The 26,130-nt window shown below is 71.4% G+C and carries 25 protein-coding genes and 1 pseudogene; 18 read left to right on the top strand and 8 right to left on the bottom strand.

All coding sequences use genetic code 11. The features are described from left to right. The first annotated feature begins 171 nt into the window (after positions 1 to 171). On the top strand, positions 172 to 1,566 hold the full coding sequence (locus ACFV9T_RS23795; protein WP_385443617.1) for a helix-turn-helix domain-containing protein: 1,395 nt from the start codon (positions 172 to 174) through the stop codon (positions 1,564 to 1,566). On the opposite strand, the gene ACFV9T_RS23790 is transcribed toward ACFV9T_RS23795, so the two are convergent. Then, positions 1,524 to 2,213, bottom strand: a complete 690-nt coding sequence (locus tag ACFV9T_RS23790) for a disulfide bond formation protein DsbA (RefSeq protein ID WP_385443615.1) — start codon at positions 2,211 to 2,213, stop codon at positions 1,524 to 1,526. The two genes, ACFV9T_RS23795 and ACFV9T_RS23790, sit on opposite strands and share 43 nt — an antisense overlap. Positions 2,214 to 2,369: 156 nt before the next feature. Here ACFV9T_RS23790 and ACFV9T_RS23785 point away from each other — a divergent pair, with 156 nt between their 5' ends. Together ACFV9T_RS23785 and ACFV9T_RS23780 are read left to right on the top strand one after the other, a co-directional pair. Beyond that, positions 2,370 to 3,287 carry a 4Fe-4S domain-containing protein gene (locus ACFV9T_RS23785; RefSeq protein WP_385443614.1) on the top strand — a complete coding sequence of 306 codons (918 nt, stop codon included), beginning with the start codon at positions 2,370 to 2,372 and terminating at the stop codon, positions 3,285 to 3,287. A 62-nt stretch (positions 3,288 to 3,349) separates the two neighbouring features. Beyond that, on the top strand, positions 3,350 to 4,159 hold the full coding sequence (locus ACFV9T_RS23780) for an APH(3'') family aminoglycoside O-phosphotransferase (RefSeq protein WP_385443611.1): 810 nt from the start codon (positions 3,350 to 3,352) through the stop codon (positions 4,157 to 4,159). A 28-nt stretch (positions 4,160 to 4,187) separates the two neighbouring features. On the opposite strand, the gene ACFV9T_RS23775 is transcribed toward ACFV9T_RS23780, so the two are convergent. Further along, complete coding sequence (locus tag ACFV9T_RS23775) at positions 4,188 to 4,649, bottom strand: MarR family winged helix-turn-helix transcriptional regulator (RefSeq protein ID WP_385443608.1); 462 nt, start codon at positions 4,647 to 4,649, stop codon at positions 4,188 to 4,190. Positions 4,650 to 4,745: 96 nt separating this feature from the next. Here ACFV9T_RS23775 and ACFV9T_RS23770 point away from each other — a divergent pair, with 96 nt between their 5' ends. Further along, entirely contained in the window at positions 4,746 to 5,087 is a 342-nt protein-coding gene (locus ACFV9T_RS23770) for an antibiotic biosynthesis monooxygenase family protein (RefSeq protein ID WP_385443606.1), read from the top strand. A 126-nt stretch (positions 5,088 to 5,213) separates the two neighbouring features. Then, a complete protein-coding gene (locus tag ACFV9T_RS23765; RefSeq protein ID WP_385443604.1) occupies positions 5,214 to 5,615 on the top strand; it encodes a RidA family protein in 402 nt (133 codons plus the stop codon). Here the strand turns inward: ACFV9T_RS23765 and ACFV9T_RS23760 are convergent. Beyond that, positions 5,612 to 6,064 carry a VOC family protein gene (locus ACFV9T_RS23760; RefSeq protein ID WP_385443602.1) on the bottom strand — a complete coding sequence of 151 codons (453 nt, stop codon included), beginning with the start codon at positions 6,062 to 6,064 and terminating at the stop codon, positions 5,612 to 5,614. The two genes, ACFV9T_RS23765 and ACFV9T_RS23760, sit on opposite strands and share 4 nt — an antisense overlap. A 127-nt stretch (positions 6,065 to 6,191) precedes the next feature. On the opposite strand from ACFV9T_RS23760, the gene ACFV9T_RS23755 reads away from it, so the two are divergent. Next, on the top strand, positions 6,192 to 6,914 hold the full coding sequence (locus ACFV9T_RS23755) for a transporter substrate-binding domain-containing protein (RefSeq protein ID WP_385443599.1): 723 nt from the start codon (positions 6,192 to 6,194) through the stop codon (positions 6,912 to 6,914). Positions 6,915 to 7,137: 223 nt separating this feature from the next. Here ACFV9T_RS23755 and ACFV9T_RS23750 read toward each other — a convergent pair whose 3' ends face one another. Continuing rightward, positions 7,138 to 8,004, bottom strand: coding sequence for a trimeric intracellular cation channel family protein (locus ACFV9T_RS23750; RefSeq protein ID WP_385443597.1), 867 nt, complete (start codon positions 8,002 to 8,004; stop codon positions 7,138 to 7,140). Positions 8,005 to 8,853: 849 nt separating this feature from the next. Here ACFV9T_RS23750 and ACFV9T_RS23745 point away from each other — a divergent pair. From ACFV9T_RS23745 to ACFV9T_RS23735, 3 genes and pseudogenes are all read left to right on the top strand, one after another. Continuing rightward, a complete protein-coding gene (locus ACFV9T_RS23745; RefSeq protein ID WP_385443594.1) occupies positions 8,854 to 9,561 on the top strand; it encodes a hypothetical protein in 708 nt (235 codons plus the stop codon). A 101-nt stretch (positions 9,562 to 9,662) separates the two neighbouring features. Next, complete coding sequence (locus ACFV9T_RS23740) at positions 9,663 to 10,286, top strand: hypothetical protein (protein ID WP_385443592.1); 624 nt, start codon at positions 9,663 to 9,665, stop codon at positions 10,284 to 10,286. 151 nt (positions 10,287 to 10,437) lie between these two features. Further along, a pseudogene (locus tag ACFV9T_RS23735) lies at positions 10,438 to 10,881 on the top strand (DUF4158 domain-containing protein); the annotation flags it as partial. A 960-nt stretch (positions 10,882 to 11,841) separates the two neighbouring features. On the opposite strand, the gene ACFV9T_RS23730 reads toward ACFV9T_RS23735, so the two are convergent. Further along, positions 11,842 to 13,365: a CehA/McbA family metallohydrolase gene (locus ACFV9T_RS23730; protein WP_385443590.1), complete on the bottom strand. Its 1,524-nt coding sequence runs from the start codon at positions 13,363 to 13,365 to the stop codon at positions 11,842 to 11,844. Between the two features lie 156 nt (positions 13,366 to 13,521). Here ACFV9T_RS23730 and ACFV9T_RS23725 point away from each other — a divergent pair, with 156 nt between their 5' ends. Beyond that, positions 13,522 to 14,388 (top strand): TIGR03619 family F420-dependent LLM class oxidoreductase, encoded by an 867-nt coding sequence (locus ACFV9T_RS23725; protein WP_385443589.1) that lies wholly within the window; start codon positions 13,522 to 13,524, stop codon positions 14,386 to 14,388. Positions 14,389 to 14,495: 107 nt separating this feature from the next. Then, the gene (locus ACFV9T_RS23720) at positions 14,496 to 17,090 is read left to right on the top strand and encodes a bifunctional FO biosynthesis protein CofGH (RefSeq protein ID WP_385443587.1); all 2,595 of its coding nucleotides are present in this window, start codon (positions 14,496 to 14,498) and stop codon (positions 17,088 to 17,090) included. Here the strand turns inward: ACFV9T_RS23720 and ACFV9T_RS23715 are convergent. Next, positions 17,070 to 19,040 (bottom strand): heavy metal translocating P-type ATPase, encoded by a 1,971-nt coding sequence (locus ACFV9T_RS23715; RefSeq protein WP_385443585.1) that lies wholly within the window; start codon positions 19,038 to 19,040, stop codon positions 17,070 to 17,072. The genes ACFV9T_RS23720 and ACFV9T_RS23715 overlap by 21 nt on opposite strands. A gap of 67 nt (positions 19,041 to 19,107) precedes the next feature. On the opposite strand from ACFV9T_RS23715, the gene ACFV9T_RS23710 reads away from it, so the two are divergent. Further along, entirely contained in the window at positions 19,108 to 19,464 is a 357-nt protein-coding gene (locus ACFV9T_RS23710; RefSeq protein WP_009715718.1) for a helix-turn-helix transcriptional regulator, read from the top strand. Positions 19,465 to 19,650: 186 nt separating this feature from the next. Here ACFV9T_RS23710 and ACFV9T_RS23705 read toward each other — a convergent pair whose 3' ends face one another. Beyond that, positions 19,651 to 20,067 carry a hypothetical protein gene (locus tag ACFV9T_RS23705; protein WP_385443583.1) on the bottom strand — a complete coding sequence of 139 codons (417 nt, stop codon included), beginning with the start codon at positions 20,065 to 20,067 and terminating at the stop codon, positions 19,651 to 19,653. 130 nt (positions 20,068 to 20,197) lie between these two features. Here ACFV9T_RS23705 and ACFV9T_RS23700 point away from each other — a divergent pair, with 130 nt between their 5' ends. The 4 genes from ACFV9T_RS23700 (at position 20,198) to ACFV9T_RS23685 (ending at position 23,617) form a co-directional block, all read left to right on the top strand. Then, positions 20,198 to 21,313, top strand: a complete 1,116-nt coding sequence (locus ACFV9T_RS23700) for a helix-turn-helix domain-containing protein (RefSeq protein WP_385443582.1) — start codon at positions 20,198 to 20,200, stop codon at positions 21,311 to 21,313. A 12-nt stretch (positions 21,314 to 21,325) separates the two neighbouring features. Next, the gene (locus ACFV9T_RS23695) at positions 21,326 to 21,904 is read left to right on the top strand and encodes an HD family hydrolase (RefSeq protein WP_385443579.1); all 579 of its coding nucleotides are present in this window, start codon (positions 21,326 to 21,328) and stop codon (positions 21,902 to 21,904) included. 62 nt (positions 21,905 to 21,966) lie between these two features. Further along, on the top strand, positions 21,967 to 22,407 hold the full coding sequence (locus tag ACFV9T_RS23690) for a GNAT family N-acetyltransferase (protein WP_385443577.1): 441 nt from the start codon (positions 21,967 to 21,969) through the stop codon (positions 22,405 to 22,407). Between the two features lie 301 nt (positions 22,408 to 22,708). Next, complete coding sequence (locus ACFV9T_RS23685; protein ID WP_385443576.1) at positions 22,709 to 23,617, top strand: hypothetical protein; 909 nt, start codon at positions 22,709 to 22,711, stop codon at positions 23,615 to 23,617. A 17-nt stretch (positions 23,618 to 23,634) separates the two neighbouring features. Here ACFV9T_RS23685 and ACFV9T_RS23680 read toward each other — a convergent pair whose 3' ends face one another. After that, positions 23,635 to 23,832 carry a hypothetical protein gene (locus ACFV9T_RS23680; RefSeq protein ID WP_385443574.1) on the bottom strand — a complete coding sequence of 66 codons (198 nt, stop codon included), beginning with the start codon at positions 23,830 to 23,832 and terminating at the stop codon, positions 23,635 to 23,637. A 33-nt stretch (positions 23,833 to 23,865) separates the two neighbouring features. On the opposite strand from ACFV9T_RS23680, the gene ACFV9T_RS23675 reads away from it, so the two are divergent. Together ACFV9T_RS23675 and ACFV9T_RS23670 are read left to right on the top strand one after the other, a co-directional pair. After that, entirely contained in the window at positions 23,866 to 24,627 is a 762-nt protein-coding gene (locus tag ACFV9T_RS23675) for a class I SAM-dependent methyltransferase (protein ID WP_385443571.1), read from the top strand. A gap of 335 nt (positions 24,628 to 24,962) precedes the next feature. Next, the gene (locus ACFV9T_RS23670) at positions 24,963 to 26,087 is read left to right on the top strand and encodes an ADP-ribosylglycohydrolase family protein (RefSeq protein WP_385443568.1); all 1,125 of its coding nucleotides are present in this window, start codon (positions 24,963 to 24,965) and stop codon (positions 26,085 to 26,087) included. The last annotated feature ends 43 nt before the right edge of the window (positions 26,088 to 26,130 follow it).

Genomic DNA, 26,130 nt, shown 5'->3' with positions numbered 1-26,130 from the left:
CGTGTGGTGCTTGGATGACCGGAGCTTGTGGGGTGATCCGTCCCAGCCGCAACGAAATCCGGGCAGTTGGGGACAGTGGAACGCGAAAACGGGCTGTGACCAGGGGGAACGTCAGCGGCTTGGGACGCGGAAATGGGACGCGCCGGGCCGCACAGGGATGGGGAGGAACGGGTGTCAGGGGCAACAGGGGCCACCGGGGCGGACGCGGGGGCGTTCGCGGAGCTGCTGCGGGGGCTCAAGGAACGCTCGGGGCTGAGCTACGGGGCGCTCGCCAAGCGGTTACATATGAGCACGTCCACGCTGCATCGTTACTGCAACGGCAGCGCGGTTCCGCCCGATTACGCACCGGCCGAACGGATCGCCCGGGTGTGCCGGGCGACGCCGGACGAACTGGTCGAGCTGCACCGGCGGTGGATCCTGGCGGACGAGGCACGGAAGCGTAAGAGCGCGGGGCCCGAAGAACCGGCGCCCGCCGCCGCCCCGGATGACGGCCCGCCCGAGCCGCCGTCCGTGGACGCTGAACGGGCCGAACTCGCCGAACCCGGCGGGCGCGAACCGGCCAGCGAGGAACCGGCCAGCGAGGAACCCGTCGTCGGCGACACCGCTCCGCCCGCTCCCGCGCGGCGCCCCGAGCCCGTACGGCTCGGTCGGCGCCGTACCGCGCTCATCGCCTCCGTCGCGACGGCCGCCGTGCTGGGCGCCCTCGTGGTCGCCGTGAATCTGCCGTCCTCCGGGGACGACGGCGAGGACCGGAGGGCGGGCGATGTCACCGTCCCGACCACCGCACCCGAAACCACCGACCGGGCGGACGGCAAGCGCCGGTCCGCGTCGCCCTCTTCGTCCTCCTCCCCGTCCTCCTCCCGGAGCGCGAAGCCCGGCGAACCCTCCGCACCGGCGTCGAAGCCCGCCGCGCGCGACGGCGGGGGCGCCCGTGGCGGTGGGGGCGGGGGCGCCGCCAAGCGTCCCCGCGGCGTACCGCTCAACGTCGCCACCCGCCCGTACACCTACGAGAGCCCGTGCAGCCAGACCTTCCTCGTGAACGCCGAGCCCGAACAGGTCGGCCCGCCCGCCCCTGAGCAGGACGCCCCCCGCTGGGCGGCCGCCAACAACGCGGTCTCCTCGGACCAGCAGCGCGTCGCGCTCACCGTGCAGGGCACCGGCGAGGACACCGTCGTCCTGGAGGCGCTGCACATCCGCGTCGTCGCGAAGGGCGCCCCGCTCCCCTGGAACGACTACTCGATGGGCGTCGGCTGCGGCGGAGGCGTCGGCACCAAGTCGTTCGACGTCGACCTCGACAACGGCAGCCCCACCGTCACCGTCAAGAACGGACAGCGCGACTTCCCCTACAAGGTCAGCGAGTCCGACCCGGAGGTCTTCTACGTCACCGCCCGCACCAAGGCGCACGACGTCCGCTGGGACCTCGCCCTGAAATGGTCCAGCGGCGACCGCCACGGCACCGTGCACATCGACAACAACGGCACCCCCTTCCGCACCAGCGCCAACACCGGCCGCCCCGGCTACGACTACCCGCTGGGCGGCAGCGAGTGGATCGAACGCGCGCAGTAGCCGCTCACATCGGGGGACGGGTCGGCCGGTGCGCCCTTGAGTTCGTGGAAACCGGGGGCGCCCGCGACCAGCAAGGTGGCGTCCCAGAGCCGACCGGCGTCCTCGCCGCGCGGGACCTGGGACAGCACCGGCCCGAAGAAGGCGATCCGCGCGCCGTCGTCACCGCCCGGGGCCGGGACGGCGACGACCGGCGTGCCGACGTGTGGGCCGAGGAGCGCGATGCCCTCGGCGTGCGAGGCGCGCACCGCGTCGTCGTAGCCGCCGCGGAACCGGGCGGCCTCGGCAAGCTCCGGAGGCAGCCCGACATCGGCCAGCGCCACCGAGGGATCGTTCATCCACCGCTTGGCGCCGCCGCCGTCACCGTCGCCGCCGCGATCGGCCCAGAGGGCGGCGTAGAACGCGCCCAGCGCTTCCTGCCCGTACCGCCGCAGCACGGCGGCGCAGATACGTACGGGAATCCACAGGTAGCCCTCGGGGTCACCCTCAGGATCGTCATCGCGCCCCTCGTTGAGCACCGCCAAGCTCATGATCCGCCACCGCACCTCCAGGGGCCGGACCTTGGCCGCCTCCACCACCCACCGCGAGGTGAGCCAGCTGTAGGGGCAGGCGGGATCGAACCAGAAGTCCACGGTCACTGTCGCCGTCACGGCGTGCTCCTATCCGTTAAGATTCGCGGCGGAAACGTCGTCCGTCGCATCGCCTTCCGTCGCGCCTTCCATGACCTGATTCGCACCAGCGTCATACCCGCGCCCCGGACCGCACGCCCGACGACGTGGGTGCGCCGCATCCTCAGGAGGGGATTCATGAGCACGCCCCAGACCGACAACGCACCTGGCTGGTACGTAGACGGCCGCTGCCTGAACTGCAACCTCGCCCGCCAGTCCGCCCCCGGCCTCATCGGCTACACGCCCGGCGGCGACTACGGTGGCCTGTCGGTCGTTCTGCGCCAGCCCGAGAACGACGACGAGGTCCGCCAGCTCTACCTGGCCGCCCACGCCTGCCCGACCCGTTCCGTGCACCCGCCCGCCAACGACTGGGCGCCGGGCTCGGACCCGTACCCCCTGCCCCTGGACGAGGACGGCACCGTCCTGCTGTGCGGGCACGCCTCGCCGAAGACCTACGGCGCCGCCTCCTATCTGCTGCGCCGCCCCGACGCCACCGCGATGATGATCGACACCCCGCACTGGCGGCCCGCGCTCGCCCGCCGCTACGAGGAGAGGGCGGGGAAGATCACCGACGTGCTGCTCACCCACCTCGACCATGTGGCCCACGGCCGCCAGTATGCCGACGCGTTCGGCGCCCGGCTGTGGATCCACGAGGGCGACCTCCACTCCCGGCCCGACGCCGACTCGGTCATCCGCGGTCAGGACCCGGTAGAGATCGGCCCAGGAGTGATCGCGCACCCGTTTCCCGGCCACACGGCGGGCAGCACGGTCTTCGTCGCGGACGACACGTTCTGCTTCACCGGCGACGCCTTCTTCTGGTCGCACTCCCAACAGGACCTGGAGGTGGCCGACAGCGTCGTCTACGACTCGATCACGACCCTGGCCGCGTCCGTGGCGCGCGGCGCGGAGGAGCTGACCTTCGCATGGGTCCTCCCCGGCCACGGCAGCTACCACCACCTCCCCGCCGACGAGATGAGGGCCCGGATGCGAGCCCTCGCCCGCCGGGCCGCCACGTATCCCGAGCAGCCGGTCGACTACGGCAAGGTCCGCTACTGAAACGCCGCGTGGAGCGTGACGACCGGCCCGGCCAGCTGAACCGCCGCTCGTAGCCTGGTGCCGTGACCGATGCCGAGGCACTACGAACCCTCCTGCCCGCGGACCGTGGCGGGTGGGAGCCCGTCACCTCCGGCGAGTCCGGGGCCGCGGTCTTCCGCTCCGATGACGGCGCGCGGTACGCGAAATGCGTGCCCCCGCGCCAGGTGGCCGCGCTGGAGGCGGAGCGGGACCGTGTCGGATGGCTTCACGCCCAGGGCGCGCCCGGCGCCCGGGCACTCGACTGGCGCGCCACCGCTGCGGGCAGCTGCCTGGTGACGAGCGCCGTCCCGGGCGTCCCCGCGGACCGCGTCCCGGCCGCCACGCTCCACGCGGCGTGGGAGCCGATCGCCGACGCCGTACGACGGCTGCACGATCTCCCGCCCCAGCACTGCCCCTTCAGCCGCGACCTCCGCCAGATGTACGCCACCGCCCGCGAGGTCGTGGCGCGCGGCGCGGTCAACCCGGACTTCCTCCCCGTCGACCAACAGCACACCCCACCCGGCGAACTCCTCGCCCGCCTCGCCCCGCAGCTCGAAGCCCGCCTGGCCCAGGAAGCGGCCGAAATGGTCGTCTGCCACGGGGACTTGTGTCTGCCCAACATCGTCCTCGACCCGGTGACCCTGACCGTGACGGGCTTCATCGACGTGGGCCGCCTGGGCCGCGCCGACCCCTACGCCGACATCGCCCTCCTCCTGGCCACCGCCCGCGAAACCTGGCCCGACGCACACCAGGCGGCCACGGCGGAAGCCCGGTTCGCCACCCACTACGGCACTCCTCTGGACCGCACCCGGGAACGCTTCTACCTCCACCTCGACCCCCTCACCTGGGGATAACCCCCGCTGCCCTCAAGGGAAGGGCGGGTCAGGTGTCGAGGGCGGCGGCCATGCGGTCGAGGTCGGTGAGGAGGTCGGCCAGGCGGTGTTCGGGGATGGTGGCGATCATCCGTCGCTCGATGGCGTAGACGGCGGACCGGACCGCGTCGAGCCGGGCGCGGCCGTCGGGGGTGAGGTGGGTGGGCAGGGCGCGGCCGTGTTCGGTGGTGGCGGGGCGGGAGACGAGTCCCGCGTCCTGGAGGTTGCGCAGGACGACGTTCACGGACTGCCGGGTGACGAACGTGCTGCGGGCGAGTTCGGCGTTGGACAGGCCGGGCCGCTGGTCCAGGAGTTCGAGGCAGGCGTACTGCGGCACGGTCAGCTGGTGCTCGCGCAGCGCCGTGTCCATGGCGCCGCGCAAGGCCGCGGCGGCGCGTTTGAGGCGGTATCCCACGTGTTCCGTGACGTCATCGGCGGGGTGGGGCGGTGGGGTGGGCTTCTGGTCTTCCATGTCAGGAGTTTGACATAGGGGTGGGGCGAGTTTACGTTTCTGGATGTCAAAGTCCTGACATCCAAACCGCGTGACCGATCGCTGGAGGCACCAGCCATGAGCACCCCCACCACGACGATCTCCGTAGACTCCGACGTGATCACTATGGTCAACGTCTTCACCGTCGCCCCGGAACGGCAGATCGAACTCGCCGACGCTCTCGACCGGGCGACCAGCGAGGTGTTCCTGACCGTGCCCGGCTTCGTCTCCGCGAACCTGCACGTCAGCCTGGACGGCAACCGCGTCGTCAACTACGCGCAGTGGGCCAGTGAGCAGCAGTACAAGGAAGCGATGCGGCGCCCCGACGTCCGCGAGCACATCGCCGAGGCGGCGGCGATCGCGGAGGCGTACGACCCGACCTTCGCGCGGGTCCGTTCGATCCACCACCCCCGCGGGTAGCGGGCATACCCCCACGGTCACCGTCACGTTCCTCAGTCACCGAAAAGTGCGTTCTTCCAGGTCAGTGCGCACTCTCCTACAGTTTCCGAGTAACTACAGGAGAGCACGCCAGAAGGGCGATCACCCTTGACCACCATCGATGTCTTCAACCACAACGTGCCCGCCGAAAGCGACTTCGGCTACTCGCAGGCGATCAAGTCCGGCGAGCTGATCCACGTCTCCGGACAGCTCGCGCTCGACGAGGCGGGCGAGTTCGTCCACGCGGACGACTTCGCCGCCCAGCTCAAGCAGACCTACGCCAACCTGGACAAGGTCCTGGACCACTACGGTGTCACCCGGAGCCAGGTCGTCTCGCAGACCCTGTACGTGGTGAACCTGCTGCAGAACGCCTCGGCGGCGGCGGAGGGCAATCGGGCGTACTTCGGCGACCACCGCCCGGTCAGCACGGTCGTGGGCGTCACCGAACTGACCTTCCCCGGCCAGGTCGTCGAGATCAGCTGCGTCGTCGACGCGGACGGCGGCGCCTAGCGCGTGCCAGCGGGTGGGTCGGCGTAGGTGCCGTGCATCATGCCGGTGGCCTGCCCGACTTCGATGAGGTAGCCGTCCGGGTCGCGCAGGTAGCACCGCACCTCGGCCTTGCGGTCGATGGGTGGCGTGAGGAATTCGGCGCCCTTCGCGCTCCACTCCCGGTGGCATGCCTCGATGTCGGCGACGCGGAGGTTGAGGAAGCTGCTGACCGTGCTCGGGTCGGTGGGCGGGCGCAGGGTGATGTCCGGCTTGTCCGGGGTGGGGCCACCGCCCGGGTTCATGATGATCCACCCGTTCGCGAGCTTGATGGTGCAGGGGTTCTCCTCGAGCACCACCTCGCCGCCGAGGACGTCGGTGTAGAAGGCGCGCGATCGGGCCACGTCGGCCACCGTCAGAAAGTGGGTGAGGAGGAGTCCGGAATCCGGGGCAGGGAAACCGTCACGGTGCATGCGAGACCTCCAGGCAAAACGGATGTTTCCACTCATAGTGGCGGATGGATGTCCGTCGAGCCACGAAGGAACACGGCCGGGAACGATCTCGGTCCGAGGGGTTCCGGCCCGTATCTAGACTCCGGCCATGGAGACCCCTGACACCACCGCGCTCGCCCGCGACCTCGCCCCCGCCGGAGTGCTCCGCGCCTCCGTCAACCTCGGCAACCCCGTCCTCGCCCAGGGCACCCCGGACGCGCCCCGCGGCGTCACCGTCGATCTCGCCGGTGAGATCGCCCGACGGCTCGGCCTGCCTGTGGAGTTCCTCTGCTTCGACGCGGCCCGCAAGTCCTTTGAGGCGATGACCACCGGCCGTGCCGACCTCTGCTTCCTCGCCGTCGACCCGGCCCGTGCGGCGGAGGTCGCGTTCACCGCTCCGTACGTGCACATCGAGGGCGTGTACGCCGTTCCGGCCGAGTCCACGCTGCGGACGGCCGAAGACGTGGATCGCGCGGGCGTCCGTATCGGGGTGAAGCAGGGCTCCGCCTACGACCTGTACCTGACGCGCACCCTGCGCCACGCCACCGTGGTCCGGGGGCCGGAGGGGGTGGACGTGTTCCACGCCGAGGAACTGGAGGTCGCGGCGGGAATCCGGCAGCCGCTGACCGCGCATCTCGCCGAGCGGCCCGAACTGCGCTTGGTCGAGCCCGCGTTCATGACCATCCGGCAGGCCGTCGGGACGACGAAGGCGCGGCAGCCGGAGACGGTGCGGTTCCTGAGCGAGACGGTGGCTGACTTGGCGGCGTCCGGATTTGTCGCCGAGGCGCTGAGCCGGTCGGGGCAGGATCCGGCACTGGCCGCCTGCCGCTGATCTGCGCGTCCGGTCAGTGCTCCCGTCAGCGCTCGCGCTTGCCGAGCCAGATCGGGTTCGTCAGGGCGGCCATCGGGCCCGGTATGCCCGACGCTCCGCCGTCCGCCGTCGGGTGGCGGCCGCGGCCGTCCACCGCCCGATTCGCCCCGGTACCAGGCCCGGCCGCGTCCCCGCACCGCGTGCGGCCCGAATTCCCGCGCGGCAGGGGGAGAAGCTGGATGGCTCAGGGCACCTGTCGGTGACTGGTGGCATGCGGGCGGGGGGCGTGGGCGTAGGGGACGCGCGGGTCGGTGAAGGGCTGCGCGGCCGGCTCGGCGGCGGGGAAGACGGGGCGGCGTATGCGGATGGTGTCGTCCAGGCGCTCGGCGAACCGGATGCGCATCGTGTCCTCGAAGGAGGGGAAGGCCGGGGTCGGTGCCGGGACGGGGGGTGTCGCGGTCGGCTGCTGGGCGGTGCGGCGGCGCCAGGTGAGGGAGCGCGGGGTGCGCCAGCCATGGTGGAGGGCGAGGAGGCGGACCCCGATGGCGAGTACGGCCGCGCCGGCGGCGCTGGGGACGGTCAGCCACTTCGCCATGTGCAGTAGGGACGTGGCGCCCGCGCCCAGAAGGGCGGGCAGGGAGTACAGATCCTGGTCCCAGCGCAGCACCGGCGGGACCTCGCGAGCCACTAGGTGTGCCATGATGCCGCCGCCGATCGCTGTGGCCAGACCCAGGGCGGCGGCGGGGGCCGGGTCGAAGCCGTGGACGAGGCCCTTGGTCGTCCCGGTCACGCTGAGCAGGCCCAGGGCGATCGCGTCGAAGACGTCGACCGCCTTCTCGTGCTGCTGGAGCGTGGTGCTGAAGTACACGATGACCGCCGCCCCGACCGGGGTGAGGTAGTAGGCGGGGTCGGTGAAGGAGATCGGCTTGACGCCGATCACCAGGTCGCGGAACAGCCCGCCCCCCAGGGTGGCGACCTCGGCGAGGAGCACGGTCGCGATGAGGTCGAAATCCTTGCGTACGGCGAGGAACGCTCCGCAGATCGCGCAGGCGAAGACGGCGAAGAGGTCCATCGGGTACTGGATGGAACTGAGTAACTGGGAGAGCTGCATGGGCGGTTGACTCCACGAGGGGCTGTGCGAGTGGGGGTGGCGCGATGTCAGGGCAGGTACGCGCACTCATGGTTGCCCCCCAGAGACGTGTCATACGGGCCTTGCATGCACGGCGCCGCATCAGATCGCGCGGTACGTGCGATCACCCGGCGTGATCGCACAGCGTGATCATCAGGCGGGCACGGGCCTTGTCCTTCTCCGCGTCGCACAAGGCCCGCTGGGCGTTTCCCAGGCACTGTCGGGCCCGCCCCGTAACGAGGTGGTCAAGGTCAAACCGAGGATGGCTCCGGACCTGCGGTTCCAGCCAGGCCGGCGCCCCGAAGGTTCGCGCGATGGTGAAGGTGGTGCACTCACAGGCAACTCCCGTAAAGCTGCGAGTATGTGACGCTCGCATGTCACTGCCTCTACGGCTTGTCCGCCGGTTTGGTTCATCGGGAGCTGACACACATGCGGAAGGCGCCGCCATGAGCGATCTCGGATCAGCCTGTGCGGACCCGGGGCAGGGCCTCTGCCCCGTCGGTTCGCCGCCGTGCCCTCGGCTCCAGCGACAGCCCTGACAGCGGGGTCGAGTAGGAAGCATGCAGAGAGTGCAGTTTGGTGTCACATGATTTGACACTCCGCCCCTGTGCTGCCGCGGCGGTGATCGTCTGGACGCCCGTCGAATGACGGACGGGAGGCGGAATCGGTCGATTGCGCCCCCTCGCGCCGATCCAATGACCGGGACCTGGTATAGCGGGGCAAATCAGCATGTCGATCCAATCGGGGCTCGCTCCTTATTTGCGCCTCCCCATTTAGCCCCCTTACGGTCATGATCTGGCGCCCCGCCGGACGAGCGAAGAGTTCGTCACGATGCTCGCCGGGGCTCTGGAGTTCCAGCGCGACATGATCTCGGAGAACACCAAGGAAGGCGCCGCCGCCGAGGCCGCAGGCAAGACGTTGGGGCGTCCGGCCGGGCTCGCCGAGAGCAAGGCGGCCGACGTCGTCGGCGCGTATGCCAAGGGCGCCGCGGTGAAGGCGCTCGCCAGGCAGTATGGCGACGCGCCCAGAACCGTCCGCCGGGTTCTCGACGCGGCCGGCGCCCGCGGCGTCCCGGAGGAACTCGGCGGCGTGGCCTGCGAGGTCCAAGACCAGGAGCAGGCGCCCGAGCAGCCGCACACCATCGACGTGCCCGGCCTGCTCGCCGACCACCTTCAAGACACCCGGGACGCCACCGTCCACGAGGCGCTGCGCTGCGGCCGGACCATTCGCCGCGGGCAAGGGCTACTCGGTGCGCGTCACCGCTTCGCTCACGCTCCACCAGGCCGCGCTGGAGCAGTGCGGCGCTCTTGCCGACGACGACTCCACCCCGGCCGGACGCAAGGCGTACCGCGCGTATGCCGACCGGATCGCTGCGGCGATGAGGTAGAAGTGACGGCCGGTTTTGTCCGCGACCGGGATGTCAGGCCAGGATCGGGATCAGAAGCTGTTGTGCTTCCTCGGCTGATCGTGACCTGGCGTAAGCGGGGCTGTGGTTCCACGGATGCAGGTCCGTGGTGCTTGAACGGAAGGCGGCAATAGCCGTTGGTCTGGATCGTGGTCTCGTCGGCTTGTGAACCGTTCGGGCAGGCGACGCGTTTCTGTGGACAGAGAGTGTCGTCCTACCTGAGGAGATGGAACTCGTGCCGGAGACCGATGATGTCAGCCGTTTCCCGAGGAGGCTTGAGGAGCTTTCTGCCGTGCAGCGGATGGCGCTGGAAGAGGACTGTCCCTGGGGCGAGCTGATGCAGGAGACGCCGCCTACGCTTCGGGGGCATGATCAGCACCTGCAGTGGCTGTGGAGGGAGGCCATGGCGGCCAGAAATCGCGGTGGCGGGTTGTCGTCGGATAACGCCCGGATGGAACACGAGGCTTTTGAGCGTACGAGACTACGACACGCATGGCGGGTGGGTGTTGAGCGCTACGATGCTGATCGCAGGAGCGGACGCCCCTGGCTTAATCACGACGCGTATTACGAGAATCTTGGCATCGTGAAGGCGGTGTGTTCGAAAGCGGAAGACTTTGCCAGCCAGGTGCAGGAGCGGAACAACGATTCGAATGCTGTTTTGCAGGATCGACTGGGCGCTGCCCACATCATGGCCTCGATGTCCAGGCGGTACGTTCCTGGGGCGGCTGCGGAGCATCTGCCGTCAGGGACGGCTTCGCGGAGCGGCGGGGATTCTGTGACGTCGCCTTATCGGGGGCGTTCGGGTTCGCCGGACCTGAACTCGTCGTCTAGGCGTTCCTCCAGTCGTGGCGGCAAGTGAGAGCCGCGGCTGGGAGGTGACGCGGCATGAGCGGGTTCTCGCTACGCTACGCGGGCTGGTGACCGCCGTCAGCACCGAGCTGACCCGGTTCCGTCCCTGCCGATCAGGTGACTTCAGGTGAGCGCCGTCACAGCAAGAGGGGGCGGGACGGGTGGTGTTCCTGACCGACGAACAGCGCCGCAACTACGGAACGTTCACGCAGGTGCCGGACGACGGGCAGCTGGCCGGCTACTTCCTGCTGGACCGCGACGCGCGGCGCCGGGCGATGGCCTGCCGGGGCGCGAGATCGCAGCTCGGCTACGCCGTCCAGCTGGGCACCGTACGGTTCCTAGGCACCTTCCTGGACAGCCCCGAGGACGCGCCCGCCGAAGTCATCGCATACGTCGCCGAGCAGCTCGGCCACCCTGCGTCGGTGCTCGCCGGGTACGGGGCCGAGCGCACCCGCTGGGACCACAGAGATGCCATCAAGGACGCCTACGGCTACCGGGATCTGAAGGGCGACGCCTGGTGGAAGCTGGCCCGCTGGCTGTGGGACCGCTGCTGGTCGGGCAACGAGCGCCCCATCGCATTGTTCGACCTCGCCACGCTGCACCTGGTCGAGAACGAGGTGCTGCTGCCCGGCGCCACCGTCCTCGAACGCATGGTCACTTCCGTCCGCGAGCACACCAACCGCAAGACCTGGCGCACCCTGGCCACCCACCCGGACGGCGCCCAGCGCGCCGCCCTGACCGCGCTGCTGCCGGTCGAGGACTGCCGCCGCACCTCCAAACTCGACCGGCTGCGCCGCTCCCCGCGCGACATCACTGGCCCCGGCGCGGGCAAGGCCATCGATCGGGTCATCGAGCTCAACAAGCTCGGCGCTGCCGCCTGGGATCTGGCCGCCATCCCGGCCGGCCGCCTGCACGCGCTGTCCCGTTACGCCTCCTCGGTCCGCGCCCGCGCGGTCGCCGACCTCGCCGAGCCACGCAGGATGGCCACCCTGGTGGCGTTCGCCGCCGCGATGCACACCCGCTCCGCGGACGAAGCGATCGAGGTCTTCGACATGCTGATGTCCGACCTCGCCCGCACCTCCGCGAACCTGGCCGCCAAGCAGCGCATGCGCACCCTGTGCGACCTGGACTCCGCCGCCCTGATGCCGCGCGAGGCGTGGATCACCCTCAGCCACGCCGCCGCCGACCCCGAACAGGACGTCCGGTCCGGCCTCGACCTGCTCGACATCACCGCCATGCACCAGGCCGCCCGTACCGTCAGCCAACTGGCCCGGCCCGAGGCCGAGACCATCGCCGCAGAACTCACCGTCCGCTACCGCACCATCAACCAGCCGCTGCGGCGCCTGGCCAAGCACCTCGGCCTGGAGGGCGTCGAAGAGGCCGGCCCCCTGATGAAGGCGTTGACGTTCCTGCCGAAACTGGAGCGGACCCTGGCCAAGAGCCGCCAGAGCGAGCTGTTCCCCTCCGTCCCCGTCAAGCACCTCGGGCCTACCTGGCAGACGAAGGTTTTCCCCACCGAGGGCGAGCACGCCGGCGGCGTCCCAAGGCCGCCTCCAACTCACTCATCAACTTGGTCGCGTTGGCCCCAGCCAGATCGGGTTGGTCAGGGCGACCATCGGACCCGGTGTGCCCGCCGCGCCGCCGTCCGATGCCGGGTGGCGGACCTCGGCGCGGACGTAGGCGGCGTAGGAGGGGGTGGTTTTCCACTCCACGGTGGCCGAGCCGGAGACCGGCAGGGTGGTGGTGTAGAGGGGGCCCTGGTCGGTGATGAAGCGGACCTGGCGGCCGGGGCCCGCGCCGGAGACCTTGAGGCGGACCGTCACCTCGGCGTCGGGGGCGGCGGGGAGGCGGTCGGCGATGCCCGCGTGGCGGCCGCGGCCGTCCACCGCCTCGAAGGTGAGGTCGACCTCGGAGGACTCGGCGATCCAGCAGCGGCCGGAGCGGATGCCGTCCTGGAGGGCGGTGCGGGACAGGTCGTCGGCGAGGACGACGGTCTGGGGGAGGCCGACGGGCTGCGGCTCGCGGTGGGAGTCGCTGTTGCCGACGGCGGGGAGCCAGCGGCCGTCGCCTCGGGCGGCGGCGACCAGGGTGTTGTCCCACTCCAGGACGGTCGCCTCGTCGTCCGGGCCGAAGTCGGCGTTCCACACCTCGACCGCGTCGGCCTCGTTGAAGCCGAACTTCCAGTTGCAGCCGACGCAGGTGCCGTGCGGGTGGGCCGGGATGACCAGGCCGCCCGCCTGCCGGATCTTGCGGGCGAACTGGCCGAAGCGGTTGTCCCGGGCGCGGTAGCGCCAGTCGATGAAGGTGCCGGGGGCGATGCCGAGGGCGACCACATGGCCGTTCCGGGTGGTGACCTCCTCACCGGTGATGATCAGCAGGTCGTCGCCCCACAGGCCCTCGAACGCGCCGTGGGCGGAGGTGGTGTTGTGCTCGGTGGTGGTGATGAAGTCGAGCCCGGCGGCGCGGGCGGCGGCGACCAGTTCGGCCGGGGTGCGCTTGCCGTCGGAGTGCACGGTGTGCAGATGGGAGTCCCCCCGGTACCAGGCCCTGCCCCGCCCCTTGGCCCGCTGCGGCGGGTAAACGGCCCGAGGGGTGCTGCCGGGGGCGCCGAACCGCAGCGTGACGGTGACCTTGTAGTCCAGGCCCTGCGGGGCGACCGTGTAGGGGCCGAGGACGATATGCCAGGTGCCCGCCCGCACCGGGCCCGCCAGATAGCCGGGGGTCGCCTCCGCGGCGCTGATCGCGAACTCCGTACGGGCACCGCCCGACCAGCCGCGGAAGCCGCGCCCGCCCAGCTCCGTACCGCGCTCGTCGAAGATGCCGATGTCGCACGCGTTCCCCTGCGTGCCGGAGGGCACGGTCGGTTTGTCGTACGAGTACGAGACGGCGATCTCGCGGACCCCGGACGGGACCTCGACCGGTACGTAGACGAAGTCCGGGGAGCCGGTGGGGAGATGGCCGGTGATCGTACGGAACCGATCCTGGTCGGGGCCCGCCTCGTCGGCCTGCGCGAAGGACACCGGGTCGAGCGTGAGCACCCCCGCCGCGCCCGCGACCGCGGAGAGTCGGAGTACGTCCCGTCGCTGCATGCCTGCCCCCACCCGGTCGAGTCCGTGTCACCCGCGTCCCACTGTTGTACGCGTCGATGACATCCGCGGAAAGGCCTGTGGATAACTCCGTATCGGTGCGGAAACAGCGGGAAGATGGGCGAGTCACACCGGCCAACCCGGAGGAGCGGCCCCTTCATGCGCATCGCCACCACCGTGTTCCTCACCGACGAGACCCTCCGCCCCGCCTGGCTCGCGCGCGAGCTGGAGCAGCGCGGATTCGCCGGGCTGTATCTGCCCGAGCACACCCACATCCCGGTCAGCCGTGACACCCCCGCCCCCATGGGCGAGCCGCTGCCGCGCCCGTACGGCCGCACCCTCGACCCGTTCGTGGCGCTAGGCCAGGCGGCCGCCGTCACCGAGCGGCTGGCGCTGGGCACCGGCATCTGCCTGGTCGCCCAGCACGATCCGGTCGTCCTCGCGAAGAGCGTCGCCACCCTCGACTTCCTGTCCGGCGGGCGCTTCACCTTCGGCATCGGCTACGGCTGGAACGTCGAGGAGGCCGCCGACCACGGCACCGTCTGGGCGGACCGCCGCGAGCTGGTCCGCGACCGGATGGCGCTGATGCGCGCGCTGTGGGCGGAGGAGCCGACGGCCCATCAGGGCCCGTTCGCGTCAGTACGGGCGAGCCTCGCGTACCCCAAACCGGTGATCCGGGAGCGCCCGCCCGGCGATCCCCTCACCGCCCCCCTCACCGGGCCGCGCACCCTGATCGGTGGGGCGGCCGGGCCGCGGCTGTTCGCGCACATCGCCGCGTACGCGGACGGCTGGCTGCCGATCGGCGGCGGTGGGCTGACGGAAGCCATCCCGGAGCTGCGCCGCGTCTGGGCGGCGGCGGGGCGGGATCCGGCGGCGCTGGAGGTGGTGCCGTACGCGGTGCGCCCCTCGCCCGGCAAGCTCGCCCATTACGCCGGGCTCGGCGTCGAGGAGGTCGTCGTCCAGCTCCCCTCCGGAGACGAGACGGAGATCCTGCACAGCCTGGACGCTTACGCGCAGTACTTGTAGCGCGCATCCGTATTCCCGGCGTCCGCGCCGAATTGTCGTGATCAGACCCACAAAACCGCAGGCCCGGCCAGTCTGGCGGTGTCGGACACCACTCGTATCCTCGGAGGATGACCACGAGCGCGCAGGGAAATGAACCGAGTGCCCCCACCGCCAACGCGATGCGCCGTGCGCTCAAGCGGGCCCGCGAGGGCGTGGCGCTGGACACCGCCGAGGCGGCGGTGCTGCTCCAGGCGCGCGGGGACGACCTGAAGGACCTGGCCGCTTCCGCCGCGCGCGTGCGGGATGCCGGGCTGGAGGCCGCGGGCCGTCCCGGGATCATCACCTACTCGCGCAGCGTCTTCATCCCGCTCACCCGGCTGTGTCGCGACCGGTGTCACTACTGCACGTTCGCCACCGTGCCGGGCAAGCTGCGCCGCGAGGGCCACGGCATGTTCATGTCGCCGGACGAGGTGCTGGACATCGCCCGCCGCGGCGCCGAGATGGGCTGCAAGGAAGCGCTGATCACGCTCGGCGACCGCCCCGAGGACCGGTGGCCCGAGGCGCGCGAGTGGCTGGAGGCCGAGGGGTACGACGACACCATCGCGTACGTACGGGCCATGGCGATCCGCATCCTTGAGGAGACGGGGCTGCTGCCGCACCTCAACCCCGGCGTCATGAGCTGGACGGACTTCCAGCGGCTGAAGCCCGTCGCGCCCTCCATGGGGATGATGCTGGAGACCACGTCGGAGCGGCTGTGGAGCGAGCCCGGCGGCCCGCACTACGGCTCGCCGGACAAGGAACCGGCCGTCCGGCTGCGCGTCCTGGAGGACGCGGGCCGCAGCTCCGTCCCGTTCACCAGCGGGCTGCTGATCGGCATCGGGGAGACGTACGAGGAGCGCGCCGATTCGCTGTTCGCGCTGCGCCGCGTATCCCGCTCGTACCACGGCGTCCAGGAAGTCATCGTGCAGAACTTCCGCGCCAAGCCGGACACGGCGATGCGCGGGATGCCGGACGCGGAGCTGGAGGACCTGCTCGCCACCGTCGCCGTCGCGCGGCACATCCTGGGCCCCTCCGGCTGCATCCAGGCGCCGCCGAACCTGGTCGACGCGGAGTACGAGCGGCTCATCGGTGCTGGGATCGACGACTGGGGCGGCGTCTCCCCGCTCACCCCGGACCACGTCAACCCCGAGCGCCCCTGGCCCCAGGTGGACGAGCTGGCCGAGCGGTCCGCCGCCGCCGGGTTCGAACTGCGCGAACGGCTCGCGGTCTACCCCGAGTTCGTGACGCGCGGCGAGCCGTGGCTGGACCCGCGGCTGCTGCCGCACGTGCGTGCGCTGGCCGACCCGGAGACGGGCCTCGCCCGCCCGGATGCCCGGCCCGCCGGGCTGCCCTGGCAGGAGCCGGACGAGGCGTTCAGCGGCTCCGGCCGCACCGATCTGCACCATACGATCGACACCGAGGGCCGCAGCGGCGACCGGCGCGACGACTTCGACGAGGTGTACGGCGACTGGGAGGCGCTGCGCGAGGCCGCGGCGCCCGGCATGGTGCCCTCCCGGATCGACGCGGACGTGAAGGCCGCCCTGTCGCAGGCCGCCGAGGACCCCACCCGGCTCACCGACCCCGAGGCGCTGGCCCTCCTGCACGCCGACGGGCCCGCGCTGGACGCCCTCACCCGCATCGCCGACGACCTGCGGCGGTCGGCGGTCGGCGACGACGTCACGTACATCGTCACCCGCAACATCAACTTCACCAACGTCTGCTACACCGGCTGCCGCTTCTGCGCCTTCGCGCAGCGCCGCACCGACGCCGACGCCTACACCCTCTCCATGAACCAGGTCGCCGACCGCGCCCAGCAGGCGTGGGACGTGGGCGCGGTGGAGGTGTGCATGCAGGGCGGCATCCATCCGGACCTGCCCGGTACGGCGTACTTCGACGTCGCCCGGACGGTGAAGGAGCGCGTCCCCGGGATGCACGTCCACGCGTTCTCCCCGATGGAGGTCGTCAACGGCGCCAGCCGCACCGGGATGTCCATCCGCGAATGGCTGACCGCGGCGCGCGAGGCGGGCCTCGACACCATCCCCGGCACCGCCGCCGAGATCCTGGACGACGAGGTGCGCTGGATCCTCACCAAGGGCAAGCTGCCGACGGCGACCTGGGTGGAGGTCGTCAAGACCGCGCACGAGCTGGGCATCCGCTCGTCCTCGACGATGATGTACGGCCATGTCGACCAGCCGCGCCACTGGCTGGGCCATCTGCGGCTGCTGGCGGAGATCCAGCAGGAGACGGGCGGCTTCACCGAGTTCGTCACCCTCCCCTTCATCCACACCAACGCCCCCGTCTACCTCGCCGGTATCGCCCGCCCCGGGCCCACCACCCGCGACAACCGCGCGGTGACGGCCATGGCGCGGATCCTCCTCCACCCCCACATCCCCAACATCCAGACCAGCTGGGTCAAGCTCGGCACCGAGGGCGCGGCCGAGATGCTGCGCTCCGGCGCCAACGACCTGGGCGGCACCCTCATGGAGGAGACCATCTCCCGCATGGCGGGCTCCTCGTACGGTTCGTACCGCTCCATCCAGGACCTCATCGGCATCGCCGACCTGGCGGGCCGCCCCGCCCGTCCCCGGACGACGACGTACGGGGACGTATCGGAGGAGCGGCAGAAGGCGGCCCTCGCCTCGGACGGCCACCTTCCGGAGCTGCTACCGGTGCTCGGCGACTGAACCCTTTCGCGCGCTCGTCCAGGCGGATTCGCGCAGCAGCCGCAGCCCGTTGAGGCCGACGAGGACGGTGGAGCCCTCGTGCCCGGCGACGCCGAGCGGCAGCGGCAGCTGCCCGGCCAGGTCCCAGACGACCAGCGCGGTGATGCAGACACCGGCGATGGCCAGGTTCTGGACGACCAGCCGCCGGGCGGTGCGGGAGAGCCGTACGACGGCGGGGAGGGCGGCGAGTTCGTCCCGTACGACGACCGCGTCGGCCGTCTCCAGCGCCAGGTCGGAGCCCGCCCGGCCCATGGCGACGCCGGTGTGGGCGGCCGCCAGGGCGGGGGCGTCGTTGACGCCGTCCCCGACAACCATGACGTGGCGCCCCGCCTCGGCCCACTCCCGTACGGCGGCCACCTTGTCCTGCGGCAGCAGTCCGGCGCGTACGTCGTCGATGCCGGTCTCTGCGGCGAGGCGGTCGGCCGCGCGCCGGTTGTCGCCGGTGAGCAGCACCGGCGCGGTGCCGGTCAGCGCGGTGAGGCCGCCGACCGCCTCCGCCGCGCCGGGGCGGAGCCGGTCGGCGAGGCCGAGCACCCCGGCCGGGCTGCCGTCCGCGAGGACGGCGACGGCGGTACGGCCCTCCGCCTCCACCTCTTCGTACGCCGCCGAGTCGTCCCCCAGGAGCCGGGCGGGCGCCCCCACCCGCACCTCGCGCCCCTCCACCGTCGCGGTGACGCCGAGCCCCGGCGCGGAGGAGAACCCCTCGGCGTCCGGCAGCGACAGCCCCCGGGCGCGCGCGGCGTCCACGACGGCGCGGGCCAGGGGGTGTTCGCTCGGCCGCTCCGCCGCGGCCGCGAGCCGCAGCAGCGCGTCCTCGTCCAGCCCCGAACCGGGCAGCGGACGCACCTCGGTCACCCGGGGCGTGCCCTCGGTGAGGGTGCCGGTCTTGTCCAGCGCGACGGCGTCCACCTGCCCCAGCCGCTCCATCACGACGGCCGACTTCACCAGCACGCCGTGGCGTCCGGCGTTCGCGATCGCCGACAGCAGCGGCGGCATGGTGGCCAGCACGACCGCGCACGGGGACGCGACGATCATGAAGGTCATCGCGCGCAGCAGCGTCGGCTGGAGCGCCGCACCGAACGCGAGCGGGACCGCGAACAGGGCGAGCGTGGCGGCCACCATCACCAGCGAGTACCGCTGTTCGACCCGCTCGATGAACAACTGCGTGGGCGCCTTGGTCTCCGACGCCTCCTCGACCATCCGCACGATGCGGGCGATCACCGAGTCCGAGGGATCGCGCTCGACCCGTACCCGCAGCGACCCGGTGCCGTTGACGGTCCCGGCGAACACCTCGTCCCCGGGCGCCTTGGCGGCGGGCAGCGGCTCGCCCGTGATGGTGGCCTGATCGACCTCGCTCGCCCCGTCCAGCACCCGCCCGTCGGCCCCGACCCGCTCCCCGGGCCGGACCAGCACCGTGTCCCCGACCGCCAGCGCGTCGGCGGCCACCGTCTCCTCGCCCCCGCCGGGCAGCAGCCGGGTCGCGGTCGCGGGCGCCAGGTCCAGCAGCCCGCGCACCGAGTCGGCGGTCCGCGCGGTGGCGACCGCCTCCAGGGCGCCGGAGGTCGCGAAGATGACGATCAGCAGCGCGCCGTCCAGCACCTGCCCGATGGCCGCCGCGCCGACCGCCGCGACCACCATCAGCAGATCCACGTCCAGCGTCTTGTCCTTGAGGGCCTTCAACCCCTCCAGCCCCGGCTCCCACCCCCCGGTGACGTACACGGCGATGTACAGCGGCTCCCACACCCAGTCGGGCGCGCCGAGCAGCTGCCCCGCGAGCGCGACCAGGAACAGCACCAGCGCCGACAGCGCCCAGCGGGCCTCCGGCAGGGCGAGCACCCGGGTGCGGCGACGGGGCACGGCGGAGGGCCGGGCCGTGGGCGGCGCGGAGCGGTCGATGAGCGTGGAGGTCATGGCCGCAGACGGTACCACCAACACATGAACAAGTATTCATTCATCTGTCGATCCGTAGGATGACCCCATGGGCCATGGAGCACAACCCCCCGCCGGTGACGCCACCGCCCCGCGCGCCCGCCTCACCCCCGAGAACGCCCCGACGGTCGCCGCCACTCTCCAGGCCCTCGCCACCCCGTCCCGCCTGCTGATCCTGGCCCGCCTCCGCGAGGGCCCCTGCCCCGCCACCGAACTCGCCGAAGCCGTAGGAATGCAGCAGTCCGCCTGCTCCCACCAGCTACGCCTGCTCCGCAACCTCGGCCTGGTCACCGGCACCCGCCAGGGCCGCTCGGTCGTCTACTCCCTCCACGACAACCACGTCGCGGAACTCCTCGACCAGGCCCTCCACCACGTAGAACACCTCCGCCTGGGCGTCACGGACTGACCCGGCCGTCTGTCGGCCGCACGCGGCGCAGTGCATCGATCTCGGCGAGCGGGTCCGGCGGTGCCGGAAAGCTGGAAGCGTGCGCAGGGCAGGCGTAGACGGTATGCCCGCCCCCACTTGCGCCGTGGCCCTCCGCGACGGCGACCGGCTCGACGGTCGGCCGCTGGCAGCGATAGCAGACCTGAATCACCGCCGGGCCACCCCGCCCGTCCCGCATTCCGCACCGGCGGCCCGCACCAGCGCGCCCCGCAGCAGCGCGGCATCGGTGAGGTAGCGGCCGGGCCCGACCGGTACGCGCCAGTACGTACCGGCCCGGGAGGTCCGGTGCACGGGCGGCACCCCGATGAAGCTCGCCGCACCCGCGCCCGTACCGAGCACCCGCACGTCCCGCACATCCCACCCCTCCGCCGTCCCCGGCCGCACCAGCCAGTACAACGGACCGTGCCGGTCCTGGATGACGGCACCGGACTCGGGCCCTAGCAGCCGTAAGGCGTGCTCCCCGACGGCTGCCGATGCGCGGACGGCGTCCCACCATCTGCCGGTCGGGAGGACGGTGATGTCGCTGCCGTTCGGCGGTGTCCACGGCCTGCTGGTCGTCGTCATGTGAGTCCTTGGTCTCTCGGTCTCAACGGCGAGTACTTCGCCGGTCATGACGTTATGAATCAGCGCAATGGGCACAAAGGGACTGCGAGTACGGGATGATGATGGCAGGACGACCCGGCTAGGGGGACTCATGGAGAAGACTGCCCCACTTTCCCTGACCCGTGGTCAGGGAAGGACTGATCGATCGCGCGGGGGCATCGTTTCCGGGTACGTCTTCCGGCTGATAAGGGAGCAACTGAACCTCACCCAGGACGCTCTCGCGGAACGGTTCATGGTCTCGCTCGACACCATCGCGGGATGGGAGTGCGGGCGGCGCCCTCTCACGGCGGTGCCCGTCGGGCAGATGCTCAGCCACCGCCACCGGCTGATGCAGATGGGTGCCGCGCCACAGCTTCTCCATGCCTTCGAGCGGGCCATGCAGGCAGACGTCTTGCTGGCCGCTGTGCTTGACGGTGAGATCTCCGTTCACGAGAACCCGCTCGGTGCCTGGGTCATGCAGCGCGACTTGGTGGAAGTGCTGGCTTGGCCGCTCACTGGGCAGGCACCGACCTTCGTCCGAGAACTCCCCGCCCCTTCCCGCCAGCGCAGGGGGCCCGTTCCCTCAGGGCCGGAGCTGTCCGCGGATGAGCGTGAGCGATTCTTCGCGCAGGTGCGACGCATGGCTGAAGAGGCCCGCGGCGAGGACAACTTCCTCCTTCGGCGCCAGTCCCTCTACCTCTCCGGATACGACGACTGTGCGACCACTGGTGACTGGCTTGTGCACCAGCAGCGCAATGAGCGCCCCTCCGATTGGCTGAGCCACTGGCTCAACGAGCGTTCGGTGGCGGCTGTTGCGGCGCGCCAAGGGGACCGGGAGCGCATGCGGTACTTCATCAGCAGCACATTGGGTGAGGACGACACCAGTGAGCTGGCCAACCTGAACTACTGGGCGTACTGGATCGGTGAAACGCAGCACGTAGAACTCTCTGACGGTTTCATCGCCTCCCGCAGCCTCGGTACCTGGGCGGGGACGCGGCTCCTGAAGCACCTCGCGCAGGGACTCGCGCCGCACCATGGATACGTCGACCTGAACGTCCACACGCTGTGGGCGCTGCTCGCTGCGAAGCCCATGCTGGTGCGCTCGGGAAGTGCCGCGATCGCCCTCCAGGAACGGCTGCCGGTGATGTTGGATAGCCAGGAGATTTCCGTAACCGCGCGCCGCGAACTCGAGAGCATCCGGTACGCGATCCGCCTCACCGAGGCGTGAGAGGAGACGCAGGTGGCTGAAGATCTGCAGGCGGTGGCCCGCTTGCTGTTCGAGGCTGGGACGCTGAAGCAGGCCCGGCGGACCGGCTGGTGGATGGCCGGGGTGCGGGACCCCGAAAGCGTCGCCGAGCATGCCTGGCGCACCTCGCTGATGGCTTCGGTCATCGCACAGCTGGAGGGCGCCGACCCCGCGCGGGCCGCGCTCATGGCGGTCTGGCACGACTCGCAGGAGACGCGTACCGGAGACGTCAACTACCTCGGCAAGAAGTACACGCCCAGCGCGGACCCGGAGGCGGTGACCGCCGACCAGACCGCTGGCATGCCGGACGTCCTCGCCTCCGCCGTGCGCGGATGGGTGGCCGAGTACGAGGCCAAGGAGTCACCCGAAGCGGTCTGCGCCCGGGACGCGGACAAGCTCGAATGCCTCCTCCAGGGGATCGAATACCTGTCCCAGGGGTACGAGAACGCCCAGCGCTGGATCGACAACAGCCGCGCCCGGCTGGTGACCGAGACCGGGCGGCGCCTCGCCGACGAACTTCTCGGGCAAGGCTCCCTCGACTGGCTGCGTGCCGCCTTGGGCGAGGAGTCCTAGGCCAGGTCGACGGACAGGAAAACGCGTGGTGTGGGGCATGGCGGAGTGCCATGCTGCACGCCATGACGACTGACGACGACGCCGGTCCCACTCTGACCACTGGCGATGGTGACACCGAGTTGGACAAGCGGCTGGGTGAGGAGCTGGACGCCTTCAACGCGGCCGCTACCGGCGCGGCCGACCAGGGCGCGTTCTCGGTCAAGGTCAGTGATGAGGCAGGGTTGGTCGGTGGGCTCTCCGCGTGGACGTGGGGCGGTCTGTGCGGTATCGAGCTGCTGTGGGTGCGCGATGACAGCCGTCGTGGCGGGTGGGGCAGCAGAATCTTGCGGGCGGCCGAGGCGGAGGCGCGTCGGCGCGGCTGCGATCGCGTCGCGGTGTCCTCGTTCACGTTCCAAGCCCCCGGTTTTTGCGAGCGCCATGGCTATGCCGAGACCGGCAGGACTCTCGGTATCCCCGGAGGCCACGCGGATGTGCACCTGTTCAAGTCGCTGACCGGCGCATGAGGGAGACGACGTTCAATTCCCGATCCCGGGTCTCGGGGTGCGGGATTCGGGGGTCGGTATCCGGGACCCTTCCTATGGATCGGGCGGTGGGTTCAACCCACCCACCCTCCCTGTACCGGGCACGAGATGACTTTTCGTGACCAAGTCGCCACACAGCGCCGCAAGCGTGTAGCGTGCGCAACAAGAAACGACCCCCGACAGGTGTTAGCGCACCTCCGGGGGTCTGACCAACAAGATCGTGCGAGGCGATCCAGTGGCTACGTCCGACCTTAGCGTTTCCGCGCGTCCCAGCGCGCCCGTCATGGCCCGCCCCGGCTTCGGAAAACGGTCCGTGCCCGGCCAAGGCCCCCGTCGCAGGGGTGACTTCGCTCATCTGCCCGAGCGTGAGTCGGCCATCGCCGCGTACATCGACCGGCTGCCGGACGGGGCTTGCATTGCCATCAAGGCGCTGGCCGCGCAACTTCCGTATGGCCAGTGCGCGTTGGGTACGGCGCTGCGGCGGCTTGCCGAGGCGGGACATCTGCGCCTGTTCAAGGAGCATGTCGAGGGCGGCATGTGGATCACCCGTACGCACTTCTCGCGCGTTCCTCGCGGCGACGCGTGGTGGGCGGCCTATCACGCCGGACGGGACATGGACCGCTGGCAGGCGGGCGAAGGCGCCGACACCGCCGTCACCGCCGATGCCCCAGGCGTCCCGAACGGTCCCGAAGCGGCCGACGTGCCGAACGCCGCGGAACCGGGCCCGCGAACCGGCCAGGCGTACCGGGTCCTCGCGCGGCTCGGCGAGGCCGACTCCCGGCTGACCCTGTCCGCCGCCGATTGCGCCGCGCTGCAAGGCGTCGCCGAGGAGTGGCTACGGCGCGGCGCGAGCGAGCAGGGCCTCACGTCAGCCCTGACCGCCGGGTTGCCGGAACCGGTTTACCATCCGCGCCGCTTCGTCGAGAAGAGACTCACCGCGAAGATGCCGCCCGTGCGGGAAGCCCCGGAGCGGCGGACGGTGCCCCTGTTGATGGAGTGCGTGGTCTGCCGCGCGCCGGGACGGCCCGAGGCGCTGCCCGGCGGTGTGTGTCACGAGTGCGGCGGGCGTCGCCGGACGGAGAACCGGCTTCCGGCTGTCGACGCTGAGCGTCACGCGGCCGGTATCCGCGTGGCCCTACGGGGGCTGCGTGTCGCCACCGCGAGATCGGCGCCGGCGCCCACGGTCGGCTGAACCGCCCCGGCGGCGCCTCAGATGTCGTAGCCGGTCAGGCCCTCGGCGGCGTCCTCGTTGTGCCGCTGAAGGTCCACGTCGCCGAGGAACGACAGCAGGGCGCCGCAGTCGAGGCAGGCGCGGGCGAAGTCGACATCGAACGCCGGGCGGAGCTTGTGGACGGGAATTGGGCCCCCTGCCGGAAGTCCGCGCGGGCTGTGAGACTGGTCGTCCACCGAGGCTCCCCGGGGGCGGAGAGGCGGCGCGCCGTGATCGATCGCAGCATCCTGACCGAGAAGGAATACCGGGACGACCGCCACCTCGCCGCACGGCAGGCGCTGTACGCGTACCAGGAGCCACGGCACGACCTGCCGGGCCTCGCCGCCGCCCAACTGCGCGGCGTACGCGGCCCGGTGGCGGACGTCGGGTGTGGGAACGGGGCGTACGGGGCGCGGCTGCGGGCGGAGCGGCCGGAGCTGGCGGTGCTCTCGCTCGACCTGTCGCCCGGGATGCTGGCCCCGGCCGCCGGGCGGGCGGCGGTGGCGGACGCGCAGGCGCTGCCGCTGGCGGACGGCAGCTGTGGGGCGGTGCTGGCGATGCACATGCTGTACCACGTGCCGGACATCCCGCGCGCGATCCGCGAGCTGCGGCGGGTGCTGGCGCCCGGCGGCGTCGCGCTGGTGTCCACGAACGGCGTCCGGGACAAGGCCGAGATCACCGAGGTGTGGCGGCGCGCGGCGGGCGAGGAGCGGCCGGCGTTCGGCGGGCGGTTCACCCTGGAGGAGGCGCCCGCGCTGCTGGGGGCGGCCTTCGCCGAGGTACGGGTCGTCGAGCTGACGGGGACGATCACGGTCCGCGAGCCGGGGCCCGTCATGGCGCACATGGGGTCGTACGAGACCTGGGCGGACGGCCGGGGCGGGGACGCGGGGGAGGTGCTGCGGCGCGCGGAACGGCTGGTGCGGCACGAGATCGACGCCACGGGCGCCTTCGAGGTGACGAGCCGCTGCGGGCTCCTCGTCTGCTCGGGCTGAGGCGGCCGATACGGCTGATACGGCCGATACGGCCGATGCGACTGATACGGGCTGATACGCCGAAGCCGCGATGCGCAATGCGGGGCGGTAGGCGTGCGGTAAGCGCATTGCCGCGCCGGGCATTCACGATCTCGAATTTATCCGCAGTCCACTGTCCGTTATCCGGTGCACCATTTCGGAACGAGTTCGGAATGAGGTGGTCCGCCGCAGCATTCGTGACGACGCCTTCACAATGGGCCGCGCCATGGACGGCATCCGGAAGCGATCAAAGAGTGTCCATTACAGTTCAAAGGCACTCCAGGGCCATACACGTATCGAAGAAAAGGGGAAAGGTCGTGACCGCAACCGCCAGCGCAGCGACCGGCATATGGGGCCGCGCCGAACAGCAGGACTTCCGCAGCCGGGTACGCGGCTGTCTGCTCGGCGGAGCGATCGGGGACGCCCTGGGGGCGGCCGTGGAGTTCTCCTCGCTGGCCGACATCCGGGCCAACCACGGCCCGCAGGGCGTGACGGACTTCCTGCCCGCGTACGGGCGGCGCGGCGCGGTCACCGACGACACCCAGATGACGCTGTTCACCGTGGACGGCCTGATACGCGCCCAGGTGCGCCGCGACACCGGCGCCTGGCATCCGCCCACCGACATCCACTCCGCGCACCGCCGCTGGTACGCCACCCAGCGCGACTGGGGCCCCGATGAGCGCCGCGAGGACGACGGCTGGCTGGCCCGCGAGGAGTGGCTGTACGCCCAGCGTGCCCCGGGGCGGGCCTGCCTGACCGGGCTCGGGGACGCGACCATGGGCACCCTGGAGGCGCCCAAGAACCCCGACTCCAAGGGCTGCGGCGCCGTGATGCGCTCCGCGCCGTTCGGGCTGCTGGTGGGCTGGGAGCCGCAGCTGGTGTTCCAGCTGGCCATCGAGTGCGCGGCCCAGACCCACGGCCACCCCACGGGATACCTGGCGGCGGGCGCGTTCGCCCTCATCGTCCACGGGCTGGCCCGCGGGGAGGCGCTGGACGGCGCCGTCCAGCGCGCCCTGGCCCAGCTGTCCGGCCGCCCCGGGCACGAGGAGACCACGGACGCGCTGCGGCGCGCGCTCGGCGCCGTACGCCAGGGGCTGCCGACGCCCGAGCGCGTCGAATCGCTCGGCGAGGGCTGGACCGGCGAGGAGGCGCTGGCCATGGGCCTGTACTGCGCCCTGGTCGCCGAGGACGTACGGCACGGTCTGCTGCTCGCCGTCAACCACGGCGGGGACAGCGACTCCACGGCGGCGGTCTGCGGCAATCTGCTGGGCGTGCTGCACGGCGAGACGGCGCTGCCGCCCGCGTGGCTCGCCGAGGTGGAGGGCCGCGGCACGATCCTGGAGCTGGCAGACGACTTCGCGATGGAGATGACCCAGGGCCCCGCCCTGCACAGCCCCGAGAACTCGGCCCCCGCCTGGCTCAGCCGCTACCCGCGCGCGTAGGGCCGGTTCTCCTGGGGCGGCTCCGGCAGTGGGAACCCGCCCG

It is taken from the genome of Streptomyces sp. NPDC059850 (assembly GCF_042731515.1).
Taxonomy (GTDB): domain Bacteria; phylum Actinomycetota; class Actinomycetes; order Streptomycetales; family Streptomycetaceae; genus Streptomyces.
This window is presented reverse-complemented; position numbering and strand designations above follow the sequence as displayed.